At 71.4% G+C, this 24,071-nt stretch carries 20 protein-coding genes; 11 read left to right on the forward strand and 9 right to left on the reverse strand.

The genetic code is table 11. From position 1 onward, the window contains the following. The first annotated feature begins 78 nt into the window (after positions 1–78). The 4 genes from O7597_RS30510 (at position 79) to O7597_RS30525 (ending at position 7,362) form a co-directional block, all read left to right on the forward strand. Positions 79–4,452 carry an FtsK/SpoIIIE domain-containing protein gene (locus O7597_RS30510; protein ID WP_281581508.1) on the forward strand — a complete coding sequence of 1,458 codons (4,374 nt, stop codon included), beginning with the start codon at positions 79–81 and terminating at the stop codon, positions 4,450–4,452. Next, complete coding sequence (locus O7597_RS30515; protein WP_269742143.1) at positions 4,449–5,096, forward strand: hypothetical protein; 648 nt, start codon at positions 4,449–4,451, stop codon at positions 5,094–5,096. The genes O7597_RS30510 and O7597_RS30515 overlap by 4 nt, the downstream gene beginning before the upstream one ends. Further along, the gene (locus O7597_RS30520; protein ID WP_281581509.1) at positions 5,072–6,361 is read left to right on the forward strand and encodes a hypothetical protein; all 1,290 of its coding nucleotides are present in this window, start codon (positions 5,072–5,074) and stop codon (positions 6,359–6,361) included. Before O7597_RS30515 ends, O7597_RS30520 begins: the two co-directional genes overlap by 25 nt. A 170-nt stretch (positions 6,362–6,531) precedes the next feature. After that, complete coding sequence (locus O7597_RS30525) at positions 6,532–7,362, forward strand: SAM-dependent methyltransferase (protein WP_269742145.1); 831 nt, start codon at positions 6,532–6,534, stop codon at positions 7,360–7,362. Between the two features lie 48 nt (positions 7,363–7,410). Here the strand turns inward: O7597_RS30525 and O7597_RS30530 are convergent, their stop codons facing one another. From O7597_RS30530 to O7597_RS30540, 3 genes are all read right to left on the reverse strand, one after another. Beyond that, positions 7,411–11,043, reverse strand: coding sequence for a CHAT domain-containing protein (locus O7597_RS30530; RefSeq protein WP_281581510.1), 3,633 nt, complete (start codon positions 11,041–11,043; stop codon positions 7,411–7,413). A gap of 4 nt (positions 11,044–11,047) precedes the next feature. Beyond that, on the reverse strand, positions 11,048–12,148 hold the full coding sequence (locus O7597_RS30535; RefSeq protein ID WP_269742147.1) for a hypothetical protein: 1,101 nt from the start codon (positions 12,146–12,148) through the stop codon (positions 11,048–11,050). Between the two features lie 136 nt (positions 12,149–12,284). Further along, positions 12,285–12,725, reverse strand: a complete 441-nt coding sequence (locus O7597_RS30540; RefSeq protein WP_269742148.1) for a nuclear transport factor 2 family protein — start codon at positions 12,723–12,725, stop codon at positions 12,285–12,287. A 29-nt stretch (positions 12,726–12,754) separates the two neighbouring features. On the opposite strand from O7597_RS30540, the gene O7597_RS30545 reads away from it, so the two are divergent. Further along, on the forward strand, positions 12,755–13,522 hold the full coding sequence (locus O7597_RS30545) for a helix-turn-helix transcriptional regulator (RefSeq protein WP_269742149.1): 768 nt from the start codon (positions 12,755–12,757) through the stop codon (positions 13,520–13,522). Positions 13,523–13,569: 47 nt separating this feature from the next. Here the strand turns inward: O7597_RS30545 and O7597_RS30550 are convergent, their stop codons facing one another. Both O7597_RS30550 and O7597_RS30555 read right to left on the reverse strand, forming a co-directional pair. Next, positions 13,570–13,926: a VOC family protein gene (locus O7597_RS30550; RefSeq protein ID WP_269742150.1), complete on the reverse strand. Its 357-nt coding sequence runs from the start codon at positions 13,924–13,926 to the stop codon at positions 13,570–13,572. A 26-nt stretch (positions 13,927–13,952) separates the two neighbouring features. Next, complete coding sequence (locus O7597_RS30555) at positions 13,953–14,873, reverse strand: alpha/beta hydrolase (RefSeq protein WP_281581511.1); 921 nt, start codon at positions 14,871–14,873, stop codon at positions 13,953–13,955. Positions 14,874–14,925: 52 nt separating this feature from the next. Here O7597_RS30555 and O7597_RS30560 point away from each other — a divergent pair, with 52 nt between their 5' ends. Then, the gene (locus O7597_RS30560; protein ID WP_269742152.1) at positions 14,926–15,348 is read left to right on the forward strand and encodes a helix-turn-helix domain-containing protein; all 423 of its coding nucleotides are present in this window, start codon (positions 14,926–14,928) and stop codon (positions 15,346–15,348) included. 56 nt (positions 15,349–15,404) lie between these two features. On the opposite strand, the gene O7597_RS30565 is transcribed toward O7597_RS30560, so the two are convergent. The 4 genes from O7597_RS30565 to O7597_RS30580 all read right to left on the reverse strand — a co-directional run bounded on the left by O7597_RS30565 (position 15,405) and on the right by O7597_RS30580 (position 18,220). After that, complete coding sequence (locus O7597_RS30565) at positions 15,405–15,803, reverse strand: VOC family protein (RefSeq protein ID WP_281581512.1); 399 nt, start codon at positions 15,801–15,803, stop codon at positions 15,405–15,407. A 181-nt stretch (positions 15,804–15,984) separates the two neighbouring features. Next, positions 15,985–16,806: an alpha/beta hydrolase gene (locus O7597_RS30570; protein ID WP_269742154.1), complete on the reverse strand. Its 822-nt coding sequence runs from the start codon at positions 16,804–16,806 to the stop codon at positions 15,985–15,987. 18 nt (positions 16,807–16,824) lie between these two features. Further along, positions 16,825–17,394 carry a DJ-1/PfpI family protein gene (locus O7597_RS30575; protein ID WP_269742155.1) on the reverse strand — a complete coding sequence of 190 codons (570 nt, stop codon included), beginning with the start codon at positions 17,392–17,394 and terminating at the stop codon, positions 16,825–16,827. 82 nt (positions 17,395–17,476) lie between these two features. Further along, a complete protein-coding gene (locus tag O7597_RS30580) occupies positions 17,477–18,220 on the reverse strand; it encodes a GntR family transcriptional regulator (RefSeq protein WP_281581513.1) in 744 nt (247 codons plus the stop codon). Positions 18,221–18,488: 268 nt separating this feature from the next. Here O7597_RS30580 and O7597_RS30585 point away from each other — a divergent pair, with 268 nt between their 5' ends. From O7597_RS30585 to O7597_RS30605, 5 genes are read left to right on the forward strand one after another with little or no spacing between them, the layout of a single operon-like run. Beyond that, positions 18,489–20,045 carry an extracellular solute-binding protein gene (locus O7597_RS30585; RefSeq protein WP_281581514.1) on the forward strand — a complete coding sequence of 519 codons (1,557 nt, stop codon included), beginning with the start codon at positions 18,489–18,491 and terminating at the stop codon, positions 20,043–20,045. Between the two features lie 14 nt (positions 20,046–20,059). Continuing rightward, positions 20,060–20,992 carry a sugar ABC transporter permease gene (locus O7597_RS30590; RefSeq protein WP_281581515.1) on the forward strand — a complete coding sequence of 311 codons (933 nt, stop codon included), beginning with the start codon at positions 20,060–20,062 and terminating at the stop codon, positions 20,990–20,992. Further along, positions 20,992–21,903 (forward strand): carbohydrate ABC transporter permease, encoded by a 912-nt coding sequence (locus O7597_RS30595; RefSeq protein WP_269742159.1) that lies wholly within the window; start codon positions 20,992–20,994, stop codon positions 21,901–21,903. The genes O7597_RS30590 and O7597_RS30595 overlap by 1 nt, the downstream gene beginning before the upstream one ends. Continuing rightward, positions 21,903–22,970, forward strand: a complete 1,068-nt coding sequence (locus O7597_RS30600) for an ATP-binding cassette domain-containing protein (RefSeq protein WP_281581516.1) — start codon at positions 21,903–21,905, stop codon at positions 22,968–22,970. The genes O7597_RS30595 and O7597_RS30600 overlap by 1 nt, the downstream gene beginning before the upstream one ends. Beyond that, the gene (locus O7597_RS30605) at positions 22,970–24,046 is read left to right on the forward strand and encodes an ABC transporter ATP-binding protein (RefSeq protein ID WP_281581517.1); all 1,077 of its coding nucleotides are present in this window, start codon (positions 22,970–22,972) and stop codon (positions 24,044–24,046) included. The genes O7597_RS30600 and O7597_RS30605 overlap by 1 nt, the downstream gene beginning before the upstream one ends. Positions 24,047–24,071 lie beyond the last annotated feature (25 nt).

The raw sequence follows: 24,071 nt of genomic DNA on the forward strand, positions 1-24,071 counted from the left end.
CAACCGATCGCGCCACGTGAATCTGCCGAATCTCGCGCCGACGGGAACCGTCGGCGGGTCCGGCGGCGAACGATGGTCATGAGGCTCAGCGTCCGCATCGAAGAGCAGCCGGCCCACGACCCGGCCGGCCCAGGGTCGCGCACCCGGGACGTCCGCCTGGTCACGGCCGCCCCGGACGTCACCGTCGGCGACCTGCTCGACCACCTGGCCGGACCGCTCACCGCCCGGGTCGCCGCCGGTGAGCTGACCATCGAGGTGGACGGCACGGAGGTTCCCGGTGCCACCCGGCTCGCGGACCTGCCGCTGTGGGCCGGTTCGGAGCTGAGCGTGCGGCCGGCGGCACCGGGTACGCCGGCCGGCCCGTCGGGCGGCGGGCCGGTTGGGCGGCCGGTCGTCGAGCTGAGCCGGGTGGCCGGGCCCGACAGTGGCCAGAGCATCGCACTCGACCACGGCACGTTCGCGATCGGACGCCGCCGACCGGCCGGGCTGGATTTCGGCACCGTGACCCGAGCGTTGGTGCACATCGAGACGACCGATCAGGTGCGGGTCGCCGCCGTCGACGACGGCTGCCCCGTACGGGTCGACGGACGCGACCTCACCGACGACGAGTCCGACGCCGATCTGCACGACGGCAGCTACCTCCGGCTCGGCGACACCGCCTTCCGGGTGGCGCCCCCGGCCGAGGTGCCCTCGCCCCCACCGTGGCCCGCACCGTGGACCGGCGAGGCCCCGGGGGGTCGCGAGCCGCTGATTCGTACGCCCCGAGTGGCCACCACCGCGCCGGCCGAGCAGGTACCGGTGCCGGCCGCGCCGGCACCGGTCGCCACCCCCGCGCCGCTGTCCTGGCTGCTGCTCATCGCGCCGCTGCCCATCGGCGTGGTGATGGCCTTCGTGTTCAGTCCGTTCTTCCTGGTCATGGTCGCCATGACTCCGTTGATGGCGCTGGCCCGCTGGGTCGAGTCCCGGCATCGCGCCAAGAAGGACACGATCCGGTTGGCCCGGGAGTCGGCGGCGGCCGTCCAGCGGTTCGGCACCGACCTGGACGCCACCCGCACCGCCGTGGCGGCAGCGGCCCGCGCGGCCTACCCGGGGCTGGCCGGCCTGGTGCGCCGGGCGGTGTCGGGTCGAGGGCTGTGGGAGGTGCGCCCGGGCGACGCGGACGAGCTGCGGGTGGTCATCGGCGTGGGTGCCCGACCCTGGTTTCCGGAGCTGGGCCGCCGCGGCACCGAGGAACTGACCGGCCGACCGGAGCTGGGCGAGGCGCTCGCCGAACGGTCCCGGTTGCCGGACGTACCGATCCACGTCAACCTGCGTGACCGCACCGGACTGGGCGTCGTGGGCACCGCCGCGCACCGCGCCGCCGCCGCGGTCGTGCTGGATCTGGTCACCCGGCACGGACCGGCCGACCTGGCGGTGGCTCTGGTCGTGCAGCCGGACCGGCTGGCCCGCTGGGACTGGCTGAAGTGGCTGCCGCACCTCAGCGGTGACGACGGGACGCTGCGGGTCGCCGCCGACCCGGCCACCACCGAACAACTACTCACCCGGCTGGCCGCCGACACCGCACCGCCGTCGCGCACCGCACTCATCGCGGGTGGGGCCGGCACGGAGCGGACCGGTGCCACGCACACCGTCGTCGTGGTCGACGGCGACGACCTGGTGACCGGGCGCGTCGCGTCGATGCTGGGCCGGCTCGCCCGCGGCAGCGGCCGGACACTCGTGGTGAGCGGACACACCGAACGCCTGCCCTCGGTGTGCCAGTGCTTCCTCGAACTGACGCAGGACGGCACCGCCGACCTGACCGACGCGGTCACCGGCGAGCGGACGCCGGGCCTGCTCGCGGTGCGGGCCGCCGACCAGGTCTGCGCTCCGGCGTCCCGGGCGCTGGCCCGCTGGACCGACCCGGAGCAGGCGGTCGCGGCGGCCATGCTGCCGTCCCACGCCCGCCTGGTGGACCTGCTGCGGACCGTGATGTCGGGCCCCGACGGGCTGGGACAGCCGGTCGAGGACCTCGACCCGCTGTCGGTGGGTGAGTGGTGGCGACGCGGCACCTGCGGGATGCAGGCCACCATCGGGCTCACCGAACACGGTCCGCTGACGGTGGACCTGCACCGCGACGGACCGCACGGTCTGGTGGTGGGCACCACGGGCGCGGGCAAGAGCGAGTTCCTGCGTACGGTGGTGGCCTCGCTGGCGTGCGCGCACTCGCCGGACGCGCTCACCTTCCTGCTCGTCGACTTCAAGGGCGGCGGCGCCTTCGACGCCTGCGCCGCGCTGCCGCACACCGTCGGGCTGGTCACCGATCTCGACGAACACCTCGCCGCGCGGGCGCTGCGCTGCCTACGGGCCGAGCTGCGGCACCGGGAGCGACGCCTGCGCGAAGCCGGCGTCAGCGACATCGATGACCTGGTGGCTCCGGACCCGCCGCTGCCGCGGCTGCTCATCGTGATCGACGAGTTCGCCACGCTCGCGGTGGAACTGCCCGGCTTCCTCGGCGCGCTGGTCGACGTGGCGCAGCGGGGTCGCAGTCTCGGCATCCACCTGCTGCTCGCGACCCAGCGACCGCAGGGCGTGGTGGACGGCAAGATCCGGGCCAACACGAACCTGCGGGTGGCGTTGCGCGTCCAGGACGAGGCGGACTCCCGTGACGTGCTGGGCACCCGGCAGGCGGCCGACATCGACCGGCACCGGCCGGGCCGCGCCTACGTCCGGCTCGGCGCCGGCGAGGTGGTCGGGGTGCAGACCGCGTTGGTCTCCGCAGCGACTCGACGAGGACCACGCGCACGCATCGAGGTCGCCCCGTTCGCACTGCTGACCGAGCAGGTGACGGACGTGCGGGAGGACCAGCCCGACGGCGTACCGACAGATCTCGAAAGGTTGGTGAGCGTGCTGACGCAGGCCGCCGAGCGGGGTGGTTACCCCCGGCCGCGGGTGCCCTGCCCGCCACCGCTGCCGCAGCAGGTGGACGCCTGGAGCCTGGCCGCCGACATCGGCGCCACCGCGGATGGTCCGCTTCCGGTTCCGCTCGGCCTGGTGGACCTGCCCGACGAACAACGCTCCGACGTGTGGTGCTGGGCGCCCGAGGCGGGTGGGACGTTGGTGCTCGGTGCCGACGCGACCGCCACCGGCGCGGTGCTCGCCACCGCCTGCCTCTCCCTCGCCCGCCACCGCGCCCCCGACCGGCAGCGGATCTTCGTGCTGGAGGGACTCGGCACCGGCCTGGGGGCGCTGGCCGGCCTGCCGCACGTGAGCGCGGCAGTCGGCGTCGACGACAGCGAGCGCCTCGCCCGGGTACTCGACCAAATGGATGCCGAGATCGCCCGCCGGCGGGTGAGCCGGGCGGCCTCACCCGACGTCCTGCTCGTGGTGGCCGGCTGGGACGCGCTTGTCGAAGGGGCCGAACGGACCGGCGTCGGTGAGGTCGGCGCACGACTGGAGCGGCTGCTGCGCGACGGCGCACCCGTCGGGATCCGGCTGCTCATCTCGGCGTCGCACGACCGCGGCGTACCCGGTCGGGTGCTCGCCCAACTGCCCACGAAGCTGTGTCTACGCCTGGCCGACGCCAACTCGTACACGGGGCTGGGTCTGCGTGCCCGGGATGTGCCCGAGCTGACCGGCCTGCGGGCCATCGACCTGCAGACCCGGCGCGAGGTCCAGATCGGGCGGCACTGCGACGCCCGGCCGGGGGCGCTCGCCGACGCGGTGGCCCGGGTCGTCGCCGACTACCCGGACGCGGTTCCCGCGCCCACCGTCACGGTGCTGCCCGAACTGGTGCCCGCCGGTGAGGTGCTGTCCTCGTCCGCGGCGGGCGGGCCGGTCTGGCGGCTCGGCATCGGCCGGCACTACCGCGACCTCAGCGTCGCCACGCTCGCGCTCGGCCCGGGCATGCACGCGGTGGTGGCTGGTCCCGCCGGCAGCGGTCGCACGGGTACGCTCCGGCTGCTCGCCACCGCCGCCCGCGCCAGCGCACCCGACGCCCGCGTACTCGTGGTGGCCGCCGACCCGGACGCCTGGACCGGCACCCAGGGCACCGAGGTGAGCGGCTCCTTCAGCGGGTTGACCAGCCAGCCGAGCACGGGACGGGCACTTCTGCTGGTCGACGGGATCGAGTCGCTGCCCGACGCCGGGCCGGCCCTGGACCGGCTGCTGCCGGGCCTACCGGCCGGCGTCCACGTTGTCGTCGCCGGCCGGCCCGACGCCTTCCGCGGCATGCAACCCTGGCAGCGGGCGGTCACCATGTCGCGGACCGGACTGCTGCTACGCCCGGCGCCGGACGACGGCGAGGTGCTCCGGGTGCGGCTGCCGCGCGAGGCCCCGCCCCGGCCGCTGCCGGGACGCGGCTATCTGGTGGAGGCCGGCGGGCTCGCCCAGGTCCAGGTCGCCTTCGTGGCCCCGCCGTCACCGGGCGCACCGCTGGCCGTGCCGGTCGGGGTGTTCGCCGGGGAGGCACGATGAGCAGTCGATCGGCGTACGGGGTGGGGGTGTGCCTGACCGCGCACGGTGTCGTGGTCGCGGTGGTCCGCGACGATCCGGTGCGGCTGGCCGCGGTCGCCGAGGTCGCCGGCAGCCCGACGAGGGCGAGGCCGCTGTCGCGGCGGCTGACCCGGGCACGGCGGCAACTCGGCCTGCCCCGCTGGTGCCCGACGGCCATCGTGGACGTACCCGGTCAGCCCGGCGATCCGGGTGGAGCCGGCGGTCGGCACGCTCCGGACGGACCGACGACGTCGCGGCCGGAGTTCGCCGCGCTGCTCGCCCGCGCGGGATTCCTACCGACCGCGGTGCGGGCACCGGCGCAGCTCGCCCGCCTGCGGAGCGACGTCGGTCTGCGGGTCGGGATAACCGTCGACCGACGACTCGTCGGAGCGATCGCGCAGGAGGCGCCCGGGTGGGCGACGGCCGCGGCCCTCAGCACCTTCGCCGAGCTGGACAGTCCCGGACGCGGGGACCGGCCGACAGACCGTGACGACGCCGGCAGTGATGCCGGACAATGGGACAGCAGCACAGCGGAGACCGGGTGGGCGGTGCAGCGCGTGAGCGCGTCCGGTGAGCGCGAGCAGCAGACGGAGGAGACGCCATGCGTATCCCGACGAAAGGTGTGAAGGTCACCGTCGCCACCGGCGAGCGGCGGCCCCTGTCACCGGTGGCCCGATGGCTCATCATCGCGCTGGCCTGGGTCCTCACCTCCGCTACCGTGCTGGTGGGCTCGAGGTACGCGGTGAGCGCCTGGGTCGGCGAGCCCGGGACCGTCCCGGCGACCGCACTCGACGCCCGTTCGTTCGGCGACGCCTCGGCAGCTCCCACGGACCGGACGGTCGCCGGCTCCGCGCGCCTGGTCCCGGTGCGGCCCCGGGTGCTGCTCGACTCGCGCGAGGTCGGCTCGCTGCCCGCCGGTGTGGACGTGACGGTGCCGATGCCCGAGGCGGCCGCCGACACCCGTGTGGTGCTTGTCGAGGTCTCGATCCTGAACGCCAAGGGCCCGGGCGAGGTCACCGTCGGCCAGGGCACCGACCGGACGGTCGTGTTGCGGGCACCGAAGGCCGGCGCGCAACTGTCCGCCACCGTGGTCGCGCACCTCGCCCCCGACGGCGACCTGCGGGCCAGCACCTCCGGCGGCGGCGATCTGCTGGTACGTCTGGTCGGTGTGTTCGAACCGGCACAACGCTCCGACGCCGGACGCATCGTGGCGGTGCCCCCCACCCGGGTGGTGACCCTGGTGCCGCGGACCGACGGGAAGAAAGCCAGAATCCCGCTCGCCAAGATTCGACCACTCGCCGACGCGGGCCCGATCTCGGCGGTGATCCTGCAGGTCTCCGCCGACGTCGGATCGCACGGCGGGTACGTCGCCGCGGGGACACGCGCCGGCGACCTGAACCAGACCGTCTACTGGTCGGCCACCAGCGGCAGCGACCGCACCCGCAGCGGGCTCATGGTCGTTCCGGTGCGTGACGGGTCCGTTCACCTGCGGTACGAAGCGGGTACGGAGCTGCGGGCCGACCTGGTCGGCTACGTCACCGGCGCGGGCGCACCCGAGTCCACCGAGGGCCTGGTGGTGCCCGTTGCGCCACAGGCGCCCGAGCCGGTACGCGTCGGTGCACGGTCCGACGTCGAGGTCACCCTGGGCACCACGGATTCGCTCGCGGACGTTCCGGTGGACCGCATCGCCGCGGCGCTGGTGACCGTGACCGCCACGGGCGAGGCCACCGGCGGTGTCGAGGTGGGCGGCAAACAGATCCTGACCGCCTCGAAGGGCGTGGCACGCTCGGCGTTGACCCTCGTCGAGGCACCACAGGCGACGGTACGGGTCGGCAGCGCCGTGGCCGCCACGATCGCCGTCACGCCACACGCCCTGGTGCTGACCGGCTGACAGTGGGTGCCGGGCTCCGCCGTTCGGCATGCTGCCTGGTCGCGGGGCCGGTCTGGTGGGAGCGATACCAGCGGGGCGACGATCCGCACCGTCCGATCGCTACACTTCCCACCAAGGTCCGACGCCGCCCACGGAAACCGGTGCGTCGATCAGATTCGGATGGAGATGCCATGGTGACCCGCGACGAGGCCGCACCCCCCGGAATCGACCTCACCGTTCCCAGCGTGGCCCGGGTCTACGACTACTTTCTGGGCGGTAAGGACAACTTCGAGGTCGACCGGAAGGTCGCCGAGCACGCCTTGCGGATCACTCCCGACGGACCCGCCGCCGGCCAGGCGAACCGGGCCTTCCTGCGCCGGGTGATCCGCTTCCTCGCCACCGAGGCCGGCATCGACCAGTTCCTCGACATCGGGTCGGGACTGCCCACCCAGGGTAACGTGCACGAGGTCGCCGCCGAGCACAACCCGAGCGCCCGGGTGGTCTACGTGGACAACGACCCGATCGTGCTGACGCACGGGCGGGCGCTGCTCGCCGCGGAAGGCCGGGCCACGGTGATCCAGGCCGACATCCGTCGACCGCAGGAGATCCTCGGCCATCCGGACGTCGGTCGGTTCCTCGACCTCGACCGGCCGATCGGGCTGCTGCTCTTCGCGATCCTGCACCATCTCGGCGACGACGAGCAGCCGCGGGCGGTGTCGGCCGAGCTGATCGACGCGCTGCCGTCGGGCAGCTACGTGGCGATCTCACACTTCCGTGATCCGGGTGAGCGGGATCCGGAAGGCTCCCGTAAGGCCCGCGAGGTCGAGCGGGTCTTCAACGAGTCGCTGGGTACCGGTCGCTGGCGTACCGACGAGGAGATCCTCTCCTTCGCCGACGGGCTGACGCTGCTGGAGCCGGGGCTGGTGCCGCTGGCCGAGTGGCGTCCGGATCCGGACACGCCCGCGCCGAAGCAGACCGACACCTACCACACCTTCGTCGGGCTACTTGCCCGCAAACCGTAGACGGCCGCCGGTCGTCATCGTCGCCCGCGCCGGACGGTCGGCAGAAACCTAACTTCCGACCGGCGCGGCGCCGTAGACGGTGAACGAGACCCAGTCGGCCAGTCCGGCGAACGGACGGACCGTCCGGTACGCCGGCGCGCCCGTGGACACGTGTCGGGACGTCGCCCCCGCCGGTAGTGGCTGACCCTCCGCGAGCCTGCTCAGATGGCGCTGCCAGGTCACGAACGCCTCCATCTCGCCCGCCGTCCGGTGCGCCACCGCGATGGTGCGGCACCCCAGCACGGCCTGGTCGCCCCCCGCCGCCACCAGGTGGACGCCCCGCTCCACCAGGTCGGCCGCACTCGCCTCGCGCAACTGTCGCTGCGCCTGGCCGAGGACCGGGCCGACCTGCGCCAGGCCGAGCTGATCCGCCGGGTCCAGCCCGTCGTAGAACCAACCCATCAGCAGCGCCGTCGCCAGGTCGGGGACCGGCCGGATCGCCGTCACCAGGCCGCTGGCGCCAGCCGCCAGCAGGGTCCGGCCCAGCCCGACGAGTTCGTCTCCGTCGCGCACCTCATGCCGACCGCTGTCGCAGGCGCTCAGTACGACAAGCACGCCGCTCCAGTTCCACTGCGCCAGTCGGGCCAGGCTCACCAGATCGGCGCCCGAGTCCGGCTCGGCGGCGCGCGGATCCAGCGGTTCGCCGCGTCGGATGTCGCCGTCGAGATGCCGTCCTCGCACGACCTCATCCAGGTTCCGCGGCGCACCGGGTGTCGGCGCGGCGGCCAGCACCAGTCCGCTGCGCTCGGGACGCCGCCGATCGAAGACCGCGTGGCAGGCCAGATGCACCAACCGGGGGCGTTCGGGCCCGGCGAGGGCGTCGGCGAGCCAGGCCGAGGTGACCGCCGCGCCGGTCCGCTCCGTGCCGCCGAGCCGGGCCGCCACGTAGGCGCACTCGGCACGCGCGTACGGCAGGTCACCGAGGGTATCGCCGCACACGAGGACGCGGCCGGCCGGTGCGGAGCGCCGGTCGGGTTCGCCGCCGCGCGGGTTGGTGCGTGCCGGGACTGACCGGTGTGCCCGCAGCAGCGAGGCGCTCGGCAGCAGGTACGTCCTGGGCCGGACCCTGATCTCCGCGATGTCGGACGGGGCGGCTCCACCGGCATCGTCGGCGGTCCTGGCCGGTGGCAGCACGTGCAGGGGAACCAGGTGCAGGGTGCCGTGCGGCACCACGTAGACGGGCCGGCTGGGCGGCACGTCGGCGATGGGCGCGGTGAGCGCGGCGTGCACCGGATGCTCGACCAGCTCACGAAGCCGGTCGTCGTCGGCCGAGGCGAGCAGGTCCGCCCAGCCGTCGACGTCGGTGGCGGCCACCGCGCCGGGGCCGTGCGGCCCCAGCAGACGTCGCGCGGTGAGATCGGTGCCGCTCAACGTGAACGCCCACACGCCGAACGGGCCGGTCAGGTACTCCACCAGGACGGCGTCTCCCGCGTCGGCCAGTAACGGGGCCACTTCGTCGGCAGTGATCGGCTCGGCCATCCGGTGGGCGCGCATCGTCGGGTGGGTCGCGGCCATCTGCTGCCACAGGTCATGCAGCTCACCGCGTACCCTCGACTGCTCCTCGGAGGCCGACATCCGACGCACCAACAGCCGCCGACGCTCCTCGGTGTCGACGGACCTGTCGACGTCCATGCCCGAGGCGCGCAGCCGCCGCAGCTCGGCCCAGAGCGCGGCCTCCCGGGCCACCAGCGGGTCAGCCGGGTCGACGCCGGTCTCCCGGTCCCGCATCGCCTCCAGCAGCGCCCGCGACTTCGCCCGTTCCAGCAGCGCGAACGCCTCCTCGACCCGGCCCAGCTCCACCGCCAGGTCCGCGGCCTCGACAAAAGGCGGCGTGAAGATCGCACCGTAGCCCGCCGCCCCGCTCAGGTCGGCGATGCCCTGGCGCAGCTCGTCGTAACCGTCGCAGGCGTCGCGGAGCACCCGCAGCGTCTGTTCGGTGCGCTCACCGGCGGCCAGCGCGGCGAGACCCAGCGCCGCGTCCGCCGGGTAGCGCACGGCCGCGGCTGTCGCCGCGCCGCGCAACGCGACAAGTCGGGCCCGGAAGGGCGCGGCCTGCTCCGCCCTACCCGAGCGCGTCCAGTCGAGCACCAGCGTGCCGAGTCGAAGCGCCAGCCGGTCCAGGCCGGCGAAGGGCAGCTCCGCACCGTGCCGGTCGTGTGCGCGCTGCACCGTCTCGATCGAGGCCAGCAGGTAGCGATCGGCGAGCGCCGTCGCGCCGTGGTCGCGGGCCACCCCCGCCATGATGGAGTCCAGGATGCCCAGGTCGCCGGTGGTCTCGACGGGGAACTGCCCGTTCAGGAAGGTGAAGAGCGCCCGAGCCTGCGCTGCCAGCTCCAACAGGTTCAATCCGGTACGGGCCGGGTCGCGGGAGAGCAGCGTACACAGGTTGATCAAAGCGGTGAACTCGGCGCGGGCGTCGCCGATCTCGTGTGCCGTCCGTCGGGCCTGCTCCAGCAGTGCCAGCGCCTCGTCGTGGCGACCGACAATGGCGTAGAGCAGGCCGAGGGACGACCAGACCGCCGGCAGCGCGTGTGCGGCGCCGAGCTGGTTCCACAGGTCCTCGGCCGTGCGCAGGGAGCGCTCCGCCTCGCCGTAGCGGTGCTCCATCAGATGCCGCTGACCTTCCTCACTCGCGCGCTTGGCGAAATACGCCGGCGCACCGATCGTGAGGTCCTGGCGTATCCGTGGGTCGCCCAGCTTCGCGACCATCTCCCGGAAGGCCGGGTGGGCCAGGGCCAGCGGGTCATCGCCCATCCGCTCCCGGGTCGCCGCCTCGATGCGCTCGACCCGGGCCCGGAAGCCGGTCGTGTAGTGCGCGGCGTCCACCTCGGAGTGCAGGTCGTGGATGAGGTCGTGGGCGGCGGTGAACGCCTCACCGGTGGAGCCGCGGTTCGCCTCCCGGCGTATCGTCGCCAGGTTGATCATCGCCTTGTAGGCGTCGTACCGGGCCGGCGAGTCGGCCAGCAACCGAACGCCCTCAGCCGCTGCCTCGATCGCCTCGTCGTGCCGGCCCTGCCGGAAGAACTCCCGGGCCATGTTGTCCAACAGGATCCCCCGTCGGGGCCCGGCCACGCCAGGCTGGGCCAGCGCCCGCCGGTAGAGCCCCTCGGCACCGGTCTTGCCCTGCCGGTGCAACACCTCCGCGTGCCCGGAGAGGACGGAGACCAGGCCGGTCTTGTCGGTGACCAGCTCCGCGAGCTGGGTCGCCATGCCGAAGAGCTTGACCGCCTGCTCCAGACGATCGTCGGCGATCTCCACGGTGGCCAGACCCGTGATCGCCGCGACCCGCAGATCCACCGCCCGCTCCCCGTTGCTCTCCGGCATCGCGGCGGCCACCTCGAAGGCCATCACGTAGGCCCGCCGGGCGTCGTCGAGCCGACCGGCGACCCGCGCGCACTGGCCGAGCAGCCGGAAGACCAGGAAGCTGGCGGAACTGGGCGAAAGGGCCTGGGCATGCCCGACCAGTCCCCGCAACACCCGGTCCGCCTCCGCCAGCTGGCCGGTGCTGACGAGTTCGTGCGCCCAGTTGGCGGCGCCCAGCAACATCTCCTCGGTGACCTCGTCGCCTTCGCCCGGCCCGGTCGACCGGCCCGTGTCGACCGGGGCATCGGAGCCGGATCGGCGTCGACGGAAGATCGGCATGGCCTCAACGCCCCAATCGTCGCAGCAGGATCTCCGGGTCGTCTTCGAACTCCGTCGCGCCGTCGCCGCCGGGCCCGTCGTCGTCGCGGTGTTCCCCACCGCGCACCGTGCCGGCCGGGGCGGAGGCACGCTCCACCAGCGCGACGTACTGGCGTTGGTACTCCTCGAACAGGGCCTCCTGCTGCGGGCGGATCAACTCGTCGGTGCAGAGCGCCCCGGCGGTCTGCCGCCACAGCACCTGGGCCGCCCCCAGGTCACCGTCCGCGAGGTGCTGGCGGGTCCGCCGCCAGAGCTGGAAGAAGGCCAGCTGGCGGTAGTCGTCGCGGTGCCGGGTCGCCTCGACCCGGACCAGGATGAAGTCGTGCTCCGTGTAGGGCACGGTCGTGCCGTCCGCGGCCACCCGGCAGAGCCGACCACCGGCCACCCCGAGCGACGCCAACTCCGCCTGGGTCGCCTCCCCTGCCGGCCGGCGGATGATCACGAAGTGGGTGGGCGCCAGCTCCGTCGGACCACGGGCCGTGCCGGCCGGACCGGTCGGAGCGGACCACGACTGGTGTACGCCCACGCGCAACTCCAGTGCCGCCGAGTCCACGAAGGACTCGATACCGTCGATGAGCGCCTTGGCGACCCTGGCGGAACCCAGTAGCCCGGCGAAGCCGATTGCGCTGCTCACGTTCTCGATCAGGTTCAGCGACCGCTGCAACGTGTCCGATGTCTTGGCGCGAAACAGCGCCAGCAACAGACTCACGTCGTCGCCCTCGTAGGGCACCGGTCCGGCCACCCGCAGGTTCGAGATCTCCACCGCGTCGCGCTCGCCGGTGACCTGCAGCCGGCGACTCAGCTCGCTCGCACCGATCAGGTACGGCACCGCGACCTGGTTGCCATCGCGCAGGAACTCGGTCACCACGGCACCGAAGGGCAGGAACTCCCGCCACAACTCGCGCTCGTTGGCCAGCCACAACTGGCTGACCCTGATCACCAGGTAGACCTCGTCGGCCACGAACGGCGCGGCGTCGGTGGGCCCGTCCAGTGTGGGCACCGGTCGAGCGATGATGCCCTCCGACTGCCGCGCGAACACCCGGCGCACAAGATCACCCAACGCCATACCCGGCTCCCCACTCCAGCCCGACTCCGTCACGTTAGCGCGTGATCACAAAGCGCGACGTGCCGCGCGACCGCGCAGCTCGTCGTCGGACAGCCCGGGGGCACGTACACATTCCTCGCAGGTGACTCCCCCACGGTCAACGCTGAGCGCGATCCCACCACACCAGGTTGGCGGCGACCTGGGCGACCGGCTCGATGATCTCCCAGCCCTCGGCGATCAGTCCACCGGCGACGCGCCAGATGTCGACGACCGCGATCTCAGGGCCCGTGTCCGGCAGCCAGCGCCGCGAGTACACGACGACGTGATCACCGTCGGCCAGTATCTGATGAATCTCCACCCGCATGCCGGCGAGCGGCACCAGCGCGGCGCGGACGGCGGCGAGCCACTCCCTCTTGGTCGAGCTGATCGGACCCGGCCGGTGGTGTACGAAGTCGTCACTCAGCGACTGGGCGAGCGCATCGACGTCACCCGTCTCGATCAACCCGGCCAGCGCACGTTGGACGATGTTCTTGTTTTCCATGGTCACGGACGCAGTGTTTCCGCGCCCGCGGGCATTGTCGATGACATCGGATTTCATGGCGTCCGGCTCGGGGATGAGTACTCTTCATGATCGTGCACACGGTCGGGGAACTCCTGCGGCAGTGGCGGCGACGCCGAGGGCTCAGCCAACTGGATCTCGCGATCGCCACCGACGTATCGGCTCGTCACGTCAGCCTGGTCGAGACCGGCAGATCCAGGCCGAGCGCCGACATGATCCTCCGGCTCGCCGCTCAGCTCCACGTGCCGCTACGTGATCGCAACCGGCTCCTGCTGGCCGGCGGCTTCGCACCCCGGTACACCGAGCGTCCACTCGACGACGATGCACTGTCGGCCGTCCACGACGCGATAAGCCGGGTGCTTCGCGCACACGAGCCGTATCCAGCGGTGGTGTTCGACCGCCGGTGGAACATCGTGATGACCAATCGCGCCGTCGACCCGTTCTTCGCACAGGTGGCTCCCGACCTGCTGCGGCCACCGGTCAACCTGGTGCGGCTGGGGCTGAACCCCCGAGGGCTCGGGCGCCTGGTCGTCAACCTGGCCGACGTGCGCGCGGTGTTCCGCACTCGGATCGCACGCCAGCTCGCCACCGCCCCCGACCCCGAACTCACCGCGCTCTACGACGAACTCCTGGTGCCCGGACCCGACGAGACGTCAGACAAACGGATCGACGGCGATGTCGTGATCCCGATGATCCTCAACGTCGGCGGACGAGAACTGCGACTGTTCTCGACCATCACGACCTTCGGTACGCCGATGGACATCACGATCGACGAAGTCGCGATCGAGTCCTACTACCCCGCGGACGCGGAGAGCGCCGCGTACTTCACGCGGTAGCGCAAGCCGCACGCGCGGCACGCCAGCCGTGGGTCCGTGCGCCGCCGTCAGCCGTAGTACTCGACCAGGCAGAACTCGTGGCCCTCCGGATCGGCCATGACGACGACGACACCCTGTTCGTAGTCGTGCCGCTCACCGGTGGACCGGCCACCGAGCTTGATGACCTCCGTCACGGCCTCGTCGACATCGTCAACGGAGATGTCGAGGTGGATCCGCACCTTGCCGACTCGACGCTCTGGCACCGGTTGGAACACCAACCGAGGCTGCGGGTCACCTCGCTCGCCCAGGTAGACCCAGCCCTCCTGCGACGAGCCGGGCTCGCGACCGAGCAGCGCGCTCCAGAAACCGGCAACCCGCTCGGGGTCGAGGCAGTCGATCGTCACACCGGACCAGACGTTCGCCATGCGCCGATCCTGACAGAGCACGTCCATCACGTCACGCCGCCGAGGTGGTGGCGCAGGAAGGTCGCGGCGGCGTCGGCGGCCTGACTGACGTACGGCTCCACGTCGTAGAGGTCGATGTGCTGCTCGGCGTCGAGCCAGCGAATCTCCTTCGGTCCGGCCGCCTCGGCGTGGAGCGCCGCGGCGAGTTCTGGTGCGCAGTAGGCGTCGGTCCGGCCATGCACGACCAGCAGCGGGGTGGCGGCGAGCAACGGCGCCGCGCCAAGCGCGTCGAAGGTCATCAGCGCGTGTAGCGAGCCGTAGGTGACCCGGTTCTCCCAGTGCGCCGCCGCCGACCGCTCGGTGCCGTAGTAGGCGAACGGCTCGTCGCCGCCCATCGCCGCGGGTGCGCTGTCGGCGGCCACCGCCGGCAACTCGTCGTCGTAGCGCTCCACGAATGAGACCAGCGCCTGGCGGTATCCGTCGGGGTCGCCCGCACTGAAGCGCACGGGGCTGTTGTAACCGCCGGCGATGCCCACGACCGCGCGGATCCTCGGGTCGGTGGCGGCCGCGCGGACCGCGTAGCCGCCGCCGAGACAGATCCCGACGGCGGCCACCCGAGCGGCGTCCACGGCCGGGTGCGCGGCGAGCAGGCTCACCGCCGCGCGCAGGTCGGCAAGCTTGCCCTGGCTGTCCTCGTGGGCACGGCGACCGCCGCTCTCGCCGAAGCCGCGGTGGTCGAAGGCGAGTGTGGTCAGACCGTGTTCGTGCAGCCGAGCGGCGTACGTGCCGACGACCTGCTCTTTCACGCCGGTGAACGGCCCGGTGAGCACGACAGCGGGCGCGCCGTCGGCGGCCACGGCGAGGTTGCCGACCAGCGTGAGACCGTCGGCGGTGAATGTGACACGCTCGGAGTTCATGCCGCCACCGGGGTAGGTGTGGGTGCGGTGCTCGGACGTGCGGTCGGACATGGCGGCGGGGTTCCCTTCGGCGTCTACTGTTGGCTCGACGCTAGGTCGCACGGTGCTCGCCGAACAGAAGGCACTTTCCGGTGCCCTTCGACGCGCGGTCCAACACCCGGGGGTGCTCATGTCGCTGGTGATTCCGGACGTGCTCGACGAGGGCTGCACGACGCGGCAGGCGATCGAGCGGCTCGCCTCCAAATGGCGGATTCTGATCATCTACGCGCTGCTCGCCGGTCCCCAACGGCACGCCGAGCTGCGTCGCCGCGTCGCGGGGATCACCCAGAAGGTCCTGACCGAGACACTGCGCGAGATGGGGCACGACGGGCTGGTGCAGCGACGGGTGCTCAGGGAGGCACCGCCGCAGCACGTCGAGTACGCCTTGACCGACCTCGGCAAGACCCTTCAGGAGCCGCTCGCCGCCATCTGCGCCTGGGCGACGGAGAACAGTCCCGTCCGATCAGCTGCCGTGCCGCCGACCTAGGCGATGACATCGGTCGGGAAGGTCAGGATGACGCGATCGGGCCGACCCGCTGACCTCTACCCTGGCGGTGGCCCGGTCCAGGCGAACAGGTCGACGACGTTGCCGTCCGGATCGCGCACCTGTGCGTAACGCTGCCCCCACGGTGCGTCCCAGGGCGCGTTGACCGAGGAGTAGCCGGCGGCGACCAGGTCAGCGTGGCATCGGTCCACCTCGGCGGCATCGGAGCAGAGGAAGGCCCAGCCACCGGAGGGCGGTGCCGGCCGGTAACCCGGATCGAAGGACCGCAACGAGGCGTGCGTGTCCCACATGAGGCGGATACCGCCCGCGACCGTCGTCTCGACGTGCGGCTCCTGCTCGGCACCGGCCGGGAACTCAAGGCCCAGCCGCCGATAGAAGGCGAGGGACGCTGCCATGTCGGCCACCGCGAGGCCGATCGCGTTGAACGTGGGCGCCATGACCCAGACCTTACGTCCGGGATCCTCGTGGCGCGCAGCGACCAGGATGCTCGGCGACCGGGCTACCCGGACAGCAGACCTGGGACGAGCTTTCCGGACTCCGACGATGGCGGCATCAGGTCGGCGGAAGTCCGAGCCACCATCAGCGGCAGGGCACGGGCCACGGACCTGCCGCCGCGATTCAGTGACGGCGGTCCCGGCGCAGGAAGCACGACAGCAGATTCCTGAACTCGTGCGGATGCTCGACTGCCGGCACGTGCCCGCACCGGCCGAGCACGTGCAGACGGACATCGGCCAGGTGATCCAGGAGGGGAAGGGCTGCCGTCTCGAGCGGGGTGATCCGGTCCTCGGCGCCGTGCACGAGCAGCACCGGCGCGCGGACCGCTGCCAACGCCTGCGCCGAGAGGGTGAGCTCGTCGACCCATCGCGCCCTGGGTGGCGGGAACAACGACGCGTACGCGGCCGCCCCGGCTCGCATCGCCGCTGCCCGGGCATCGACGGCCGAGTCGGTCACCAGCGCCTGGTCGTGGACGAGGCGACTCAGCATGTCCCGTGCCCCGAGGGCGTCGGCGGGGGCGGCCCAGATCGCATCGAGCCCGGCCGACAGCGGTGCCCCGGGGGCGCCCATCGTCGAGACGGCCACGACCCGGGTGACCCGCTGGGGCCGCGCGGCCGCCAACGCCAACGCCACGGCACCGCCCATGGAGTGACCCACCACGGCGTAGCGGTCGATACCGAGGGCATCCATCAGGTCCGCAGCCTGCTCCGACCACAGTCGGAGCAGGCTGCGGGAACCCGTCGGGACCGGCGTACGACCGAACCCCGCCTGGTCCGGAGCCACCAGGTGCCAGGACGTGCCGAGCGCCTCGGCCGTCGGTGCCCAGGCTCCGGTCCCGGTCGTGCCGGGTCCGGAGCCGTGCAGCATCAGTACCGCGGGCCCGGTGCCGCTCTCCAGGACGTGGACGGGCGAGCCGTCCACCGTGACGGTGCGAAGCGTCGTCACCGGGGGGGCCAGGTGTGGTCACGCCGACGCGGAGCCGACGGACTTCGAGAACAGCTCCATCATGGCCCTGCCGAACTGCGGCATGTCCGGCCAGCCCCGGCAGGAGACGAGGTTGCCGTCCACCACGTCGGGGGCGTCGATGACCGTCGCGCCCGCGTTCTCCATGTCCCCGGTGATGGGTGGGAAGCACGCCGTCTTCCGGCCCTTCAGCAGCCCGTACACCGCTGGCACCTGCGCGCCGTGGCACACCAGGGCGATGGGGAGGTTGCGTGCGAAGAAGTGCTCGGTTATGCGCCGGACGTCGGCGTCGACCCGGATCCACTCGGGAGCGCGTCCCCCGGGGATGATCAGGGCGTCGTAGCGCTCGACGTCGACCTCGGCCCAGGGCACGTCGACCGGCAGCTTCCGGCCGTTCTTCTCCACGTAGGCGTCGGAGTTGGGGTCGAACTCGTGGATGACCAGTTGCACGTCACGCCTCGTCCGTGACGAGACGTCAACGTCCCAGCCGCCCTCCTGCACGCGGTAGTAGGGATACATGGTGTCGAGTTCCTCGGCGGCGTCGCCGGTCAGGAGCAGCGCTCTGGGCACCTGCTTCTCCTCGCGTCCGGGGGCGGGTAGGTAGATCCAATCCGATCCGATTCAGTTAGCATTCCCCGGCCCAGCCCGCCCGTCAAGCCTCCAGCGCCACCGCGTCGGCGTCCTTGGCCTCGTCGAACAACCGCCGGAACCGCTCGCCGGAGCGCAGGATGTGCCGGCGCATCGCGTACGCGGCGGCGTCGGGGTCACGCGCGGCGATCGCGGCCACGATCTGCTCGTGCTCGGCCATGGCCAGGTGGGTGACCTGGGTGTCGTGGTGCAGCCGGAAGAGGTGCACATGGCTGTGCAGACGCGCCAGCGCCTCCCGGATGACCTGGTTCTCGGCGCTCAGGGCGACGAGATCGTGGAAGGCGGCGTCGCGCAGACCGAAGGCGCCGTAGGCCGCAGGCCCGCTGCCCCCCTCCAACTCCGCCATCTCTCCCAGCATCGCCCGCAGACCGGCCACCTGGGCCAGGGACGCGCGTTCGGCCGACCTGCGCGCCGCCGCCGGCTCGAGGAGCAGGCGGACCTCCAGCATGTCCTCGAAGCGGCGACGGGTGATCTGCGGCGGTATGCGGTAACCGGCGTGGGGCACCCGCACGACCAGGCCCTCGGCCTCCATCCGGTTCAGGGCGTCCCGGATCGGCGTCTGCGAGACCCCCAGCTCGCGCGCCAGAACGTCGATCGTGACGCGGGAGCCGGGCTCGATCCGGAGCGACATCAGCTGGCCGAGCAGCGTGTCGTACACCTCGTCGGCGAGCCGCCCGCCAGATCTTCCCGACGACGTTCCGCCCGCCACGACTCGACGGCCCCGCCCGATCGTTCCTTCGTCGTCCATCGTGACGTGCGGCCCTTCTTTGCGTCTTCCGGAACCTGTTGACATCAGTCACAACTCTGCGACATGCTGACGCCCCAGCCGGATCGTATAGGAAAAATGGCGAACCACCGCCATCCACCACCGTCGCGGAGCCACCCGCGATCGCTCTACTCCGATCACCTGGAGCGCCCATGAGCGTGCTCGACGTCCTGCTCGGTCCGCCTCCGGGCCGCAGCTGGACCGGAGGGCCGCTCGACGGCACGAAGATCCAGTACATCACGACGTACTCGTGACGCCGGTCCGCGGGTCGGTCCCGCGACAGCCCGCCGAACCGCCGGAAAGAACCCAGCAACTGCTCGGCGAAGCACAGGGCGACGGTCCCGAAGCTCTCATCCGGAAAGCAGGCGAGAAGATGCGCTTTCAACAGCGAATAGGACGACCATCCGTTCCCGGTCGAAGGGTGCAGCTGGCGACGGCGGCCATGCTGCTGGTGGCCACGACCATGGTGGCCTGCGGCGATGGCCAGGACGACGACGGCCAGGCGAGCGCCCCCAAGGCACCGGCGACCATCCCGGAGCTCACCAACGACCCGCTGACCCTCAGCTTCATCTGGTTCGACTGGCCGCCCGCCCAGGCACTTGAGGACTTCGCGAACGCGGAGTACAAGAAGGAGCGGCCGAACGCGACGATCAAGGTCAACACCGTGCCGAACGCGAACTGGCACGACGCGATGTTCACCCAGTTCGCCGCCCGCAAGACCGACTTCGACATCGCGATCCTGGACTCGCAGCACATCGGCGAGGCCGTGACGAACGGCAACATCCTCGACATCACCGACTTCGTCAAGAGCAACATCGACGTCGCGGCCTACAACCCGTACCTCCTGGCCGCGTACGGCCAGTTCCCCCAGGCGGAGACCGGCAAGCGCGACGAGAACGCCAGCCTGTACGGGCTGCCGCTGCTCGGCGACACCTGGACGATGATCTATCGCAAGGACCTGATCGGCGACCAGCCACCGCAGACCTGGGATGAAATGATCTCAGTCGCCGAGAAGTGCCAGGCGGACAACCCCGGCGTCAGCGGGCTGGCCTTCCACCAGGCCAACGGCTCCGACGCCGCGGCCGTCACCTACAACACGGTCAACGGCGTCTACGGCGGCAACCTCTGGGACCCCAAGACGCGCAAGATCGAGGGTGTCCTCAACGACGCCGCGGGCCAGGAGGCGATGGACGTCCTGGTCAACAGGATGAAGCCGCTGACCGCCAGGGGATCCGGCAACTGGTTCATCGACGAGGTGAACGCGGCGGTCGCCCAGGGCAAGGCGTGCATCGCGTTCAACTGGATCGCGGCGAGCGGCGGCCTGCTCGATCCGAAGCAGTCGACGCTCGGCTCCACCCGCGAGCAGATTCTCGACAAGCTGGGTTTCGCCACCCTGCCGAGCCAGAAGACCAACCTGGTCCCGCTCGGCGGCATGGGGATGCACGTGTCGGCCTACTCGGCCGAGGCGAACCAGGTTGAGGCCCTGAACTTCATGAAGTGGTTCCAGCGGGCGGACATCCAGAAGAAGTGGGCCGCGGCCGGTGGTGTGCCGTCGCGTACCGACGCCCTGGAGTCGCCCGAGTTCCTCAATGCCGGTCCGTTCAACCAGGTGTACGCCGACTCGGTGCCGCGGATGCGGGACATGTGGAACGTGCCGGAGTACGCCCGCCTCGTCGACATCGAGAACACCAACGTGAACGCGGCTCTCAACGGCGCGAAGGCACCGAAGGATGCGCTCGACGACATCGCCAAGGAGCAGCAGGCCGTGCTCGACTCCAGCAGCCGCAGGGGCGGCGGCGGACTGTGAGTGACGCCGTACCTGTGACGACCGACCACCCCGGGCAGGTGGCGTCCGCGACGCCACCTGCACCGGGTCGGTCCCGCCGGCTGAGCGACCGCTGGCTCGCCGTGGCCTTCATCTCCCCGGCGCTGCTGCTGTTGCTCGCGATGTCGGTGTTTCCGCTGCTGTGGGCGTTGTACCTGTCCTTCACCGACTACTCGGCCACCCGTGGCGGGCCCGCCCGTTCCGTCGGGTTCGGGAACTACACCGCCATCCTGACATCGGCGCAGGTCCACCAGCGGGCCCTGACGACATTGATCTACGTGGTCGGCGCGGTCACCCTGCAGACCGTGCTCGGTTTCGGCATCGCCTACCTGATCTCGCGGCGCACACACGGGCGAGGAATGCTGACCACCCTGTTCCTGGTGCCGATGATGCTGTCGCCGGTGGTGGTCGGGCTGTTCTGGCGATTCATGCTCGACGCGCAGTTCGGCGTGATCAACAGCATGCTCGGCTCGCTCGGCCTGGGACAGGTGGAGTGGCTCACCCGGCAGCGCACGGCGTTGATCTCCCTGATCGTGGTCGACACCTGGCAGTGGACGCCGTTCATCATGCTCATCGCCCTCGCCGGCCTCACCGCCGTGCCCAAGTACCTGTACGAGGCCGCCTCGATCGACCGGGCGTCCGAGTGGTTCCGGTTCCGCACCATCACACTTCCGCTGGTGTGGCCGCTGCTGCTCATCGCCGTGCTGTTCCGGGCCATCGAGGCCTTCCGCCTGTTCGACCTCGTCTACATCCTCACCAACGGCGGCCCGGGGGTCTCCACCGAGACGTTGTCGTTCCACGTCTACAAGGTCGCGTTCCTGGGCTTCAACACCGGAACCGCGTCGGCGTACGGGATCCTCATGGTCCTCGTCGTCATCGTCCTCACGCAGCTCTACCTGCGCTACCTGAACAAGCTCAAGGAGGGCTGATGGCCGTCTCCGTCGACGAGGCCGTGTCCACAGGTCCCGCCCGGGACCGCCCGCGTCCCGCGCGCCGCCTCGGCGGCCGGGGCCGCGCCGCGGTGGAGGTCGCGCTGCTGACCGTGCTGGCCGTGGTGATGCTCTTCCCCGTGCTGTGGATGATCGAGACGTCCATCAAGGAGAACCGGGACGTTTACGCCGTCCCGGCCGAGTTCTTCGGCTTCACGGTCACCATGGACCACTTCAAGGACGTGTTCGTCGGCCCCGACGGGGGTCGCTCGGCGCTGTCCGTCGCGTTCCTCAACTCCGCCGTGGTCGCCGGAGTCTCCACGGTGCTGGCCACCGTGCTGGGAGTCCCGGCAGCCTGGGCCTACTCCCGTCTCGCCGTGCGGGCCAGGAAGGACCAGCTGTTCTTCATCCTGTCCACCCGCTTCATGCCGCCCGTCGTGGTGGTGATCCCGATCTTCCTGATGTACCGCCAGGTCGGACTCATCGACAGCAAGCTCGGCCTGATCCTCATCTACACCGCGTTCAACGTCCCGTTCACGATCTGGATGATGAAGGGGTTCGTCGACGAGGTGCCCGCGGAGTACGAGGACGCCGCCATGCTCGACGGCTACACCCGCCTGCAGGCGTTCTGGCGATTCACCCTTCCCCTGCTCGTACCCGGCATCGCCGCGACGGCGGTCTTCGCGCTCATCTTCTCGTGGAACGAGTTCGTGTTCGCCATCTTCCTCACCTCCAGCGACAGCGTGCGGACGGCCCCACCCGCCATCGCCGGCCTCATCGGTGGCACCACCACGGACTGGGGTCTGGTGGCCGCCGCGTCCGTGGTGTTCGCCCTGCCGGTGCTCGTCTTCGCCTACCTGGTACGCAAACACCTCGTCGCCGGTGTGACGCTCGGGGCGGTGCGACGCTGATGGCGGGCATCGAGGTGACCGCCCTGCACAAGCGCTACCCGGACGGGACGGTCGCGGTCGATCACGTCGACCTGTCCATCGACGACGGCGAGCTGTTCGTGATGCTCGGCCCGTCGGGTTGCGGAAAGACGACCACACTGCGGGCCGTCGCCGGCCTGGAACGGCAGACGAAGGGCGACATCCGCATCGGGGACACGCTGGTCAACGACCTGCCGCCCGCCGAGCGCGACATCGCCATGGTGTTCCAGTTCTACGCTCTCTACCCGCATCTGAGAACCCGCGACAACCTGGCGTTCCCACTGCGGGCCGAGGGGCTGCCCAAGGCGGAGGTGCGCGAGCGGGTCGCCGAGGCCGCCCGCCTGATGCGGCTCGATTCGCTGCTCGACCGGCGACCACGCCAGCTGTCCGGCGGGGAGCAGCAACGCGTCGCGCTGGCTCGCGCTCTGGTGCGACGACCACGCGCCTTCCTCATGGACGAACCGCTCACCAATCTGGACGCGGAGCTGCGGGCGGACATGCGCACGGAGATCAAGCACCTGCAGGGGGAAATGGGGACGACGATGGTCTACGTCACCCACGACCAGGTCGAGGCGATGTCGCTCGGGCACCGGATCGCGATCCTCAACAAGGGCCGCGTCGAGCAGATCGGGACGCCGCTGGAGGTCTACAACCGTCCGGCGAGTCTCTTCTGCGCCGCGTTCATCGGCTCCCCGCCGATGAACCTGATCGAGGTGGAGGTGGCCGACGGGAAGCTGCGCAGTCAGGGCGGGCTGGTCCTCAGCCCGCCGCCCGGCCTGCCGCGCGACCGTCGCCTGGTCGCCGGCGTCCGGCCGGAGGCGTTGGAGGTCACCGAACCGGGGGCGCAACGTTCCGTCCCGGCCCGCGTGGTCTCGGCGGAGTGGCTGGGCGACGAGATCATCTACGTGATCGACCACAGCGGCCAACGGGACGTACGGGTGCGGATGCCACCGACGGTCCGGTTCGACGCTGACGCCCCGGTCGGGCTGCGGCACACCGGCGGAACCCCGACGGTCTACGACGTGCACACGGAAGAACTGGTGGCCTGATGGGAACCGTGGCAGCGCACGGGCTGTGCAAGTCCTTCGGCAAGGTCCAGGCCCTGGACGGGGTGACGCTGGACGTGCCGGACGGCTCGTTCTTCGTCGTGCTCGGTCCCTCCGGGGCAGGCAAGACGACGACCCTACGGGCGATCGCCGGCCTTGAGAAACTCGACGCCGGGTCGGTGCAGCTGGACGGCAGGGACGCGACCGGTGACGCTCCGGCCGACCGCGACCTGGCCATGGTCTTCCAGAACTACGCCCTCTACCCGCGACACACGGCGTACGAGAACATCGCCTCGCCGCTGCGGGCCCGTCGCTGTTCCGCGAGCGAGATCGCCGCCGCCGTCGAGCGGATGTCGCGGTTGCTGCACATCGACCGGCTGCTGCAACGTCGTCCCGCCCAGTTGTCGGGCGGTGAGATGCAGCGGGTCGCCCTGGCCCGGGCGCTGGTCCGTAGCCCGCGCGCGTTTCTCATGGACGAGCCGCTGACAAACCTCGATCTGAAGCTCCGCGTCGAGATGCGTACCGAGCTCACCCGCATCCACCGCAGCCTCGGAGCGACCTTCGTCTACGTGACGAACGACCAGGTGGAGGCGCTGTCCATGGCCGACCAGGTCGCGGTTCTCAAGGAGGGGAAGGTGCAACAGGTCGGCACGCCGACCGAGGTGTACGAGCGTCCCGCCAACCAGTGGGTCGCCGGCTTCGTCGGGAGCCCGCCGATCAGCCTGCTCGCCTGCCACGCCGAGGGCGATCGTCTGGTCGGTGCGCAGGGCTGGACGCTGCCGCGGCCCCGCTGGAGCACCGCCGAGGACGGTCGTCCACTGCTGCTCGGCGTACGCGCCGAGGACCTGTCCGTCGAGCAGCGTGGGAACGCGTCGTTGTCCGGGGAGCTCTACGGCCTCGAGCCGCTCGGTGACCGGACGGTGGTCGACGTCCAGGTGGGGACGGAGATCCTCAAGGTCAAGGCACGACCCACCGTCACCGGAACACCGGGCGAACGGGTGCAGGTCACGGTCGACTTGGACCGTGCGCACCTGTTCGACGCGGACACCGGGCTGTCGCTGTCCGAGGCCGGGCGGTAACCGCGCCGGACGGCGACGGCACCAT

The organism is Verrucosispora sp. WMMC514 (genome assembly GCF_027497295.1).
GTDB lineage: Bacteria > Actinomycetota > Actinomycetes > Mycobacteriales > Micromonosporaceae > Micromonospora > Micromonospora palythoicola.

Excerpts from the sequence above, each read along its gene's own strand:
- O7597_RS30535 (WP_269742147.1), bottom strand. The coding sequence starts at position 12,148 with ATGGCGTTGGGTGATCTTGTGCGCCGGGTGTTCGCGCGGCAGTCGGAG.
- O7597_RS30600 (WP_281581516.1), top strand. The coding sequence starts at position 21,903 with ATGGCGGGCATCGAGGTGACCGCCCTGCACAAGCGCTACCCGGACGGG.
- O7597_RS30515 (WP_269742143.1), top strand. The coding sequence starts at position 4,449 with ATGAGCAGTCGATCGGCGTACGGGGTGGGGGTGTGCCTGACCGCGCAC.
- O7597_RS30580 (WP_281581513.1), bottom strand. The coding sequence starts at position 18,220 with ATGGACGACGAAGGAACGATCGGGCGGGGCCGTCGAGTCGTGGCGGGC.
- O7597_RS30530 (WP_281581510.1), bottom strand. The coding sequence starts at position 11,043 with ATGCCGATCTTCCGTCGACGCCGATCCGGCTCCGATGCCCCGGTCGAC.
- O7597_RS30555 (WP_281581511.1), bottom strand. The coding sequence starts at position 14,873 with ATGTCCGACCGCACGTCCGAGCACCGCACCCACACCTACCCCGGTGGC.
- O7597_RS30595 (WP_269742159.1), top strand. The coding sequence starts at position 20,992 with ATGGCCGTCTCCGTCGACGAGGCCGTGTCCACAGGTCCCGCCCGGGAC.
- O7597_RS30520 (WP_281581509.1), top strand. The coding sequence starts at position 5,072 with ATGCGTATCCCGACGAAAGGTGTGAAGGTCACCGTCGCCACCGGCGAG.
- O7597_RS30545 (WP_269742149.1), top strand. The coding sequence starts at position 12,755 with ATGATCGTGCACACGGTCGGGGAACTCCTGCGGCAGTGGCGGCGACGC.
- O7597_RS30605 (WP_281581517.1), top strand. The coding sequence starts at position 22,970 with ATGGGAACCGTGGCAGCGCACGGGCTGTGCAAGTCCTTCGGCAAGGTC.
- O7597_RS30565 (WP_281581512.1), bottom strand. The coding sequence starts at position 15,803 with ATGGCGCCCACGTTCAACGCGATCGGCCTCGCGGTGGCCGACATGGCA.
- O7597_RS30510 (WP_281581508.1), top strand. The coding sequence starts at position 79 with ATGAGGCTCAGCGTCCGCATCGAAGAGCAGCCGGCCCACGACCCGGCC.
- O7597_RS30550 (WP_269742150.1), bottom strand. The coding sequence starts at position 13,926 with ATGGCGAACGTCTGGTCCGGTGTGACGATCGACTGCCTCGACCCCGAG.
- O7597_RS30540 (WP_269742148.1), bottom strand. The coding sequence starts at position 12,725 with ATGAAATCCGATGTCATCGACAATGCCCGCGGGCGCGGAAACACTGCG.
- O7597_RS30525 (WP_269742145.1), top strand. The coding sequence starts at position 6,532 with ATGGTGACCCGCGACGAGGCCGCACCCCCCGGAATCGACCTCACCGTT.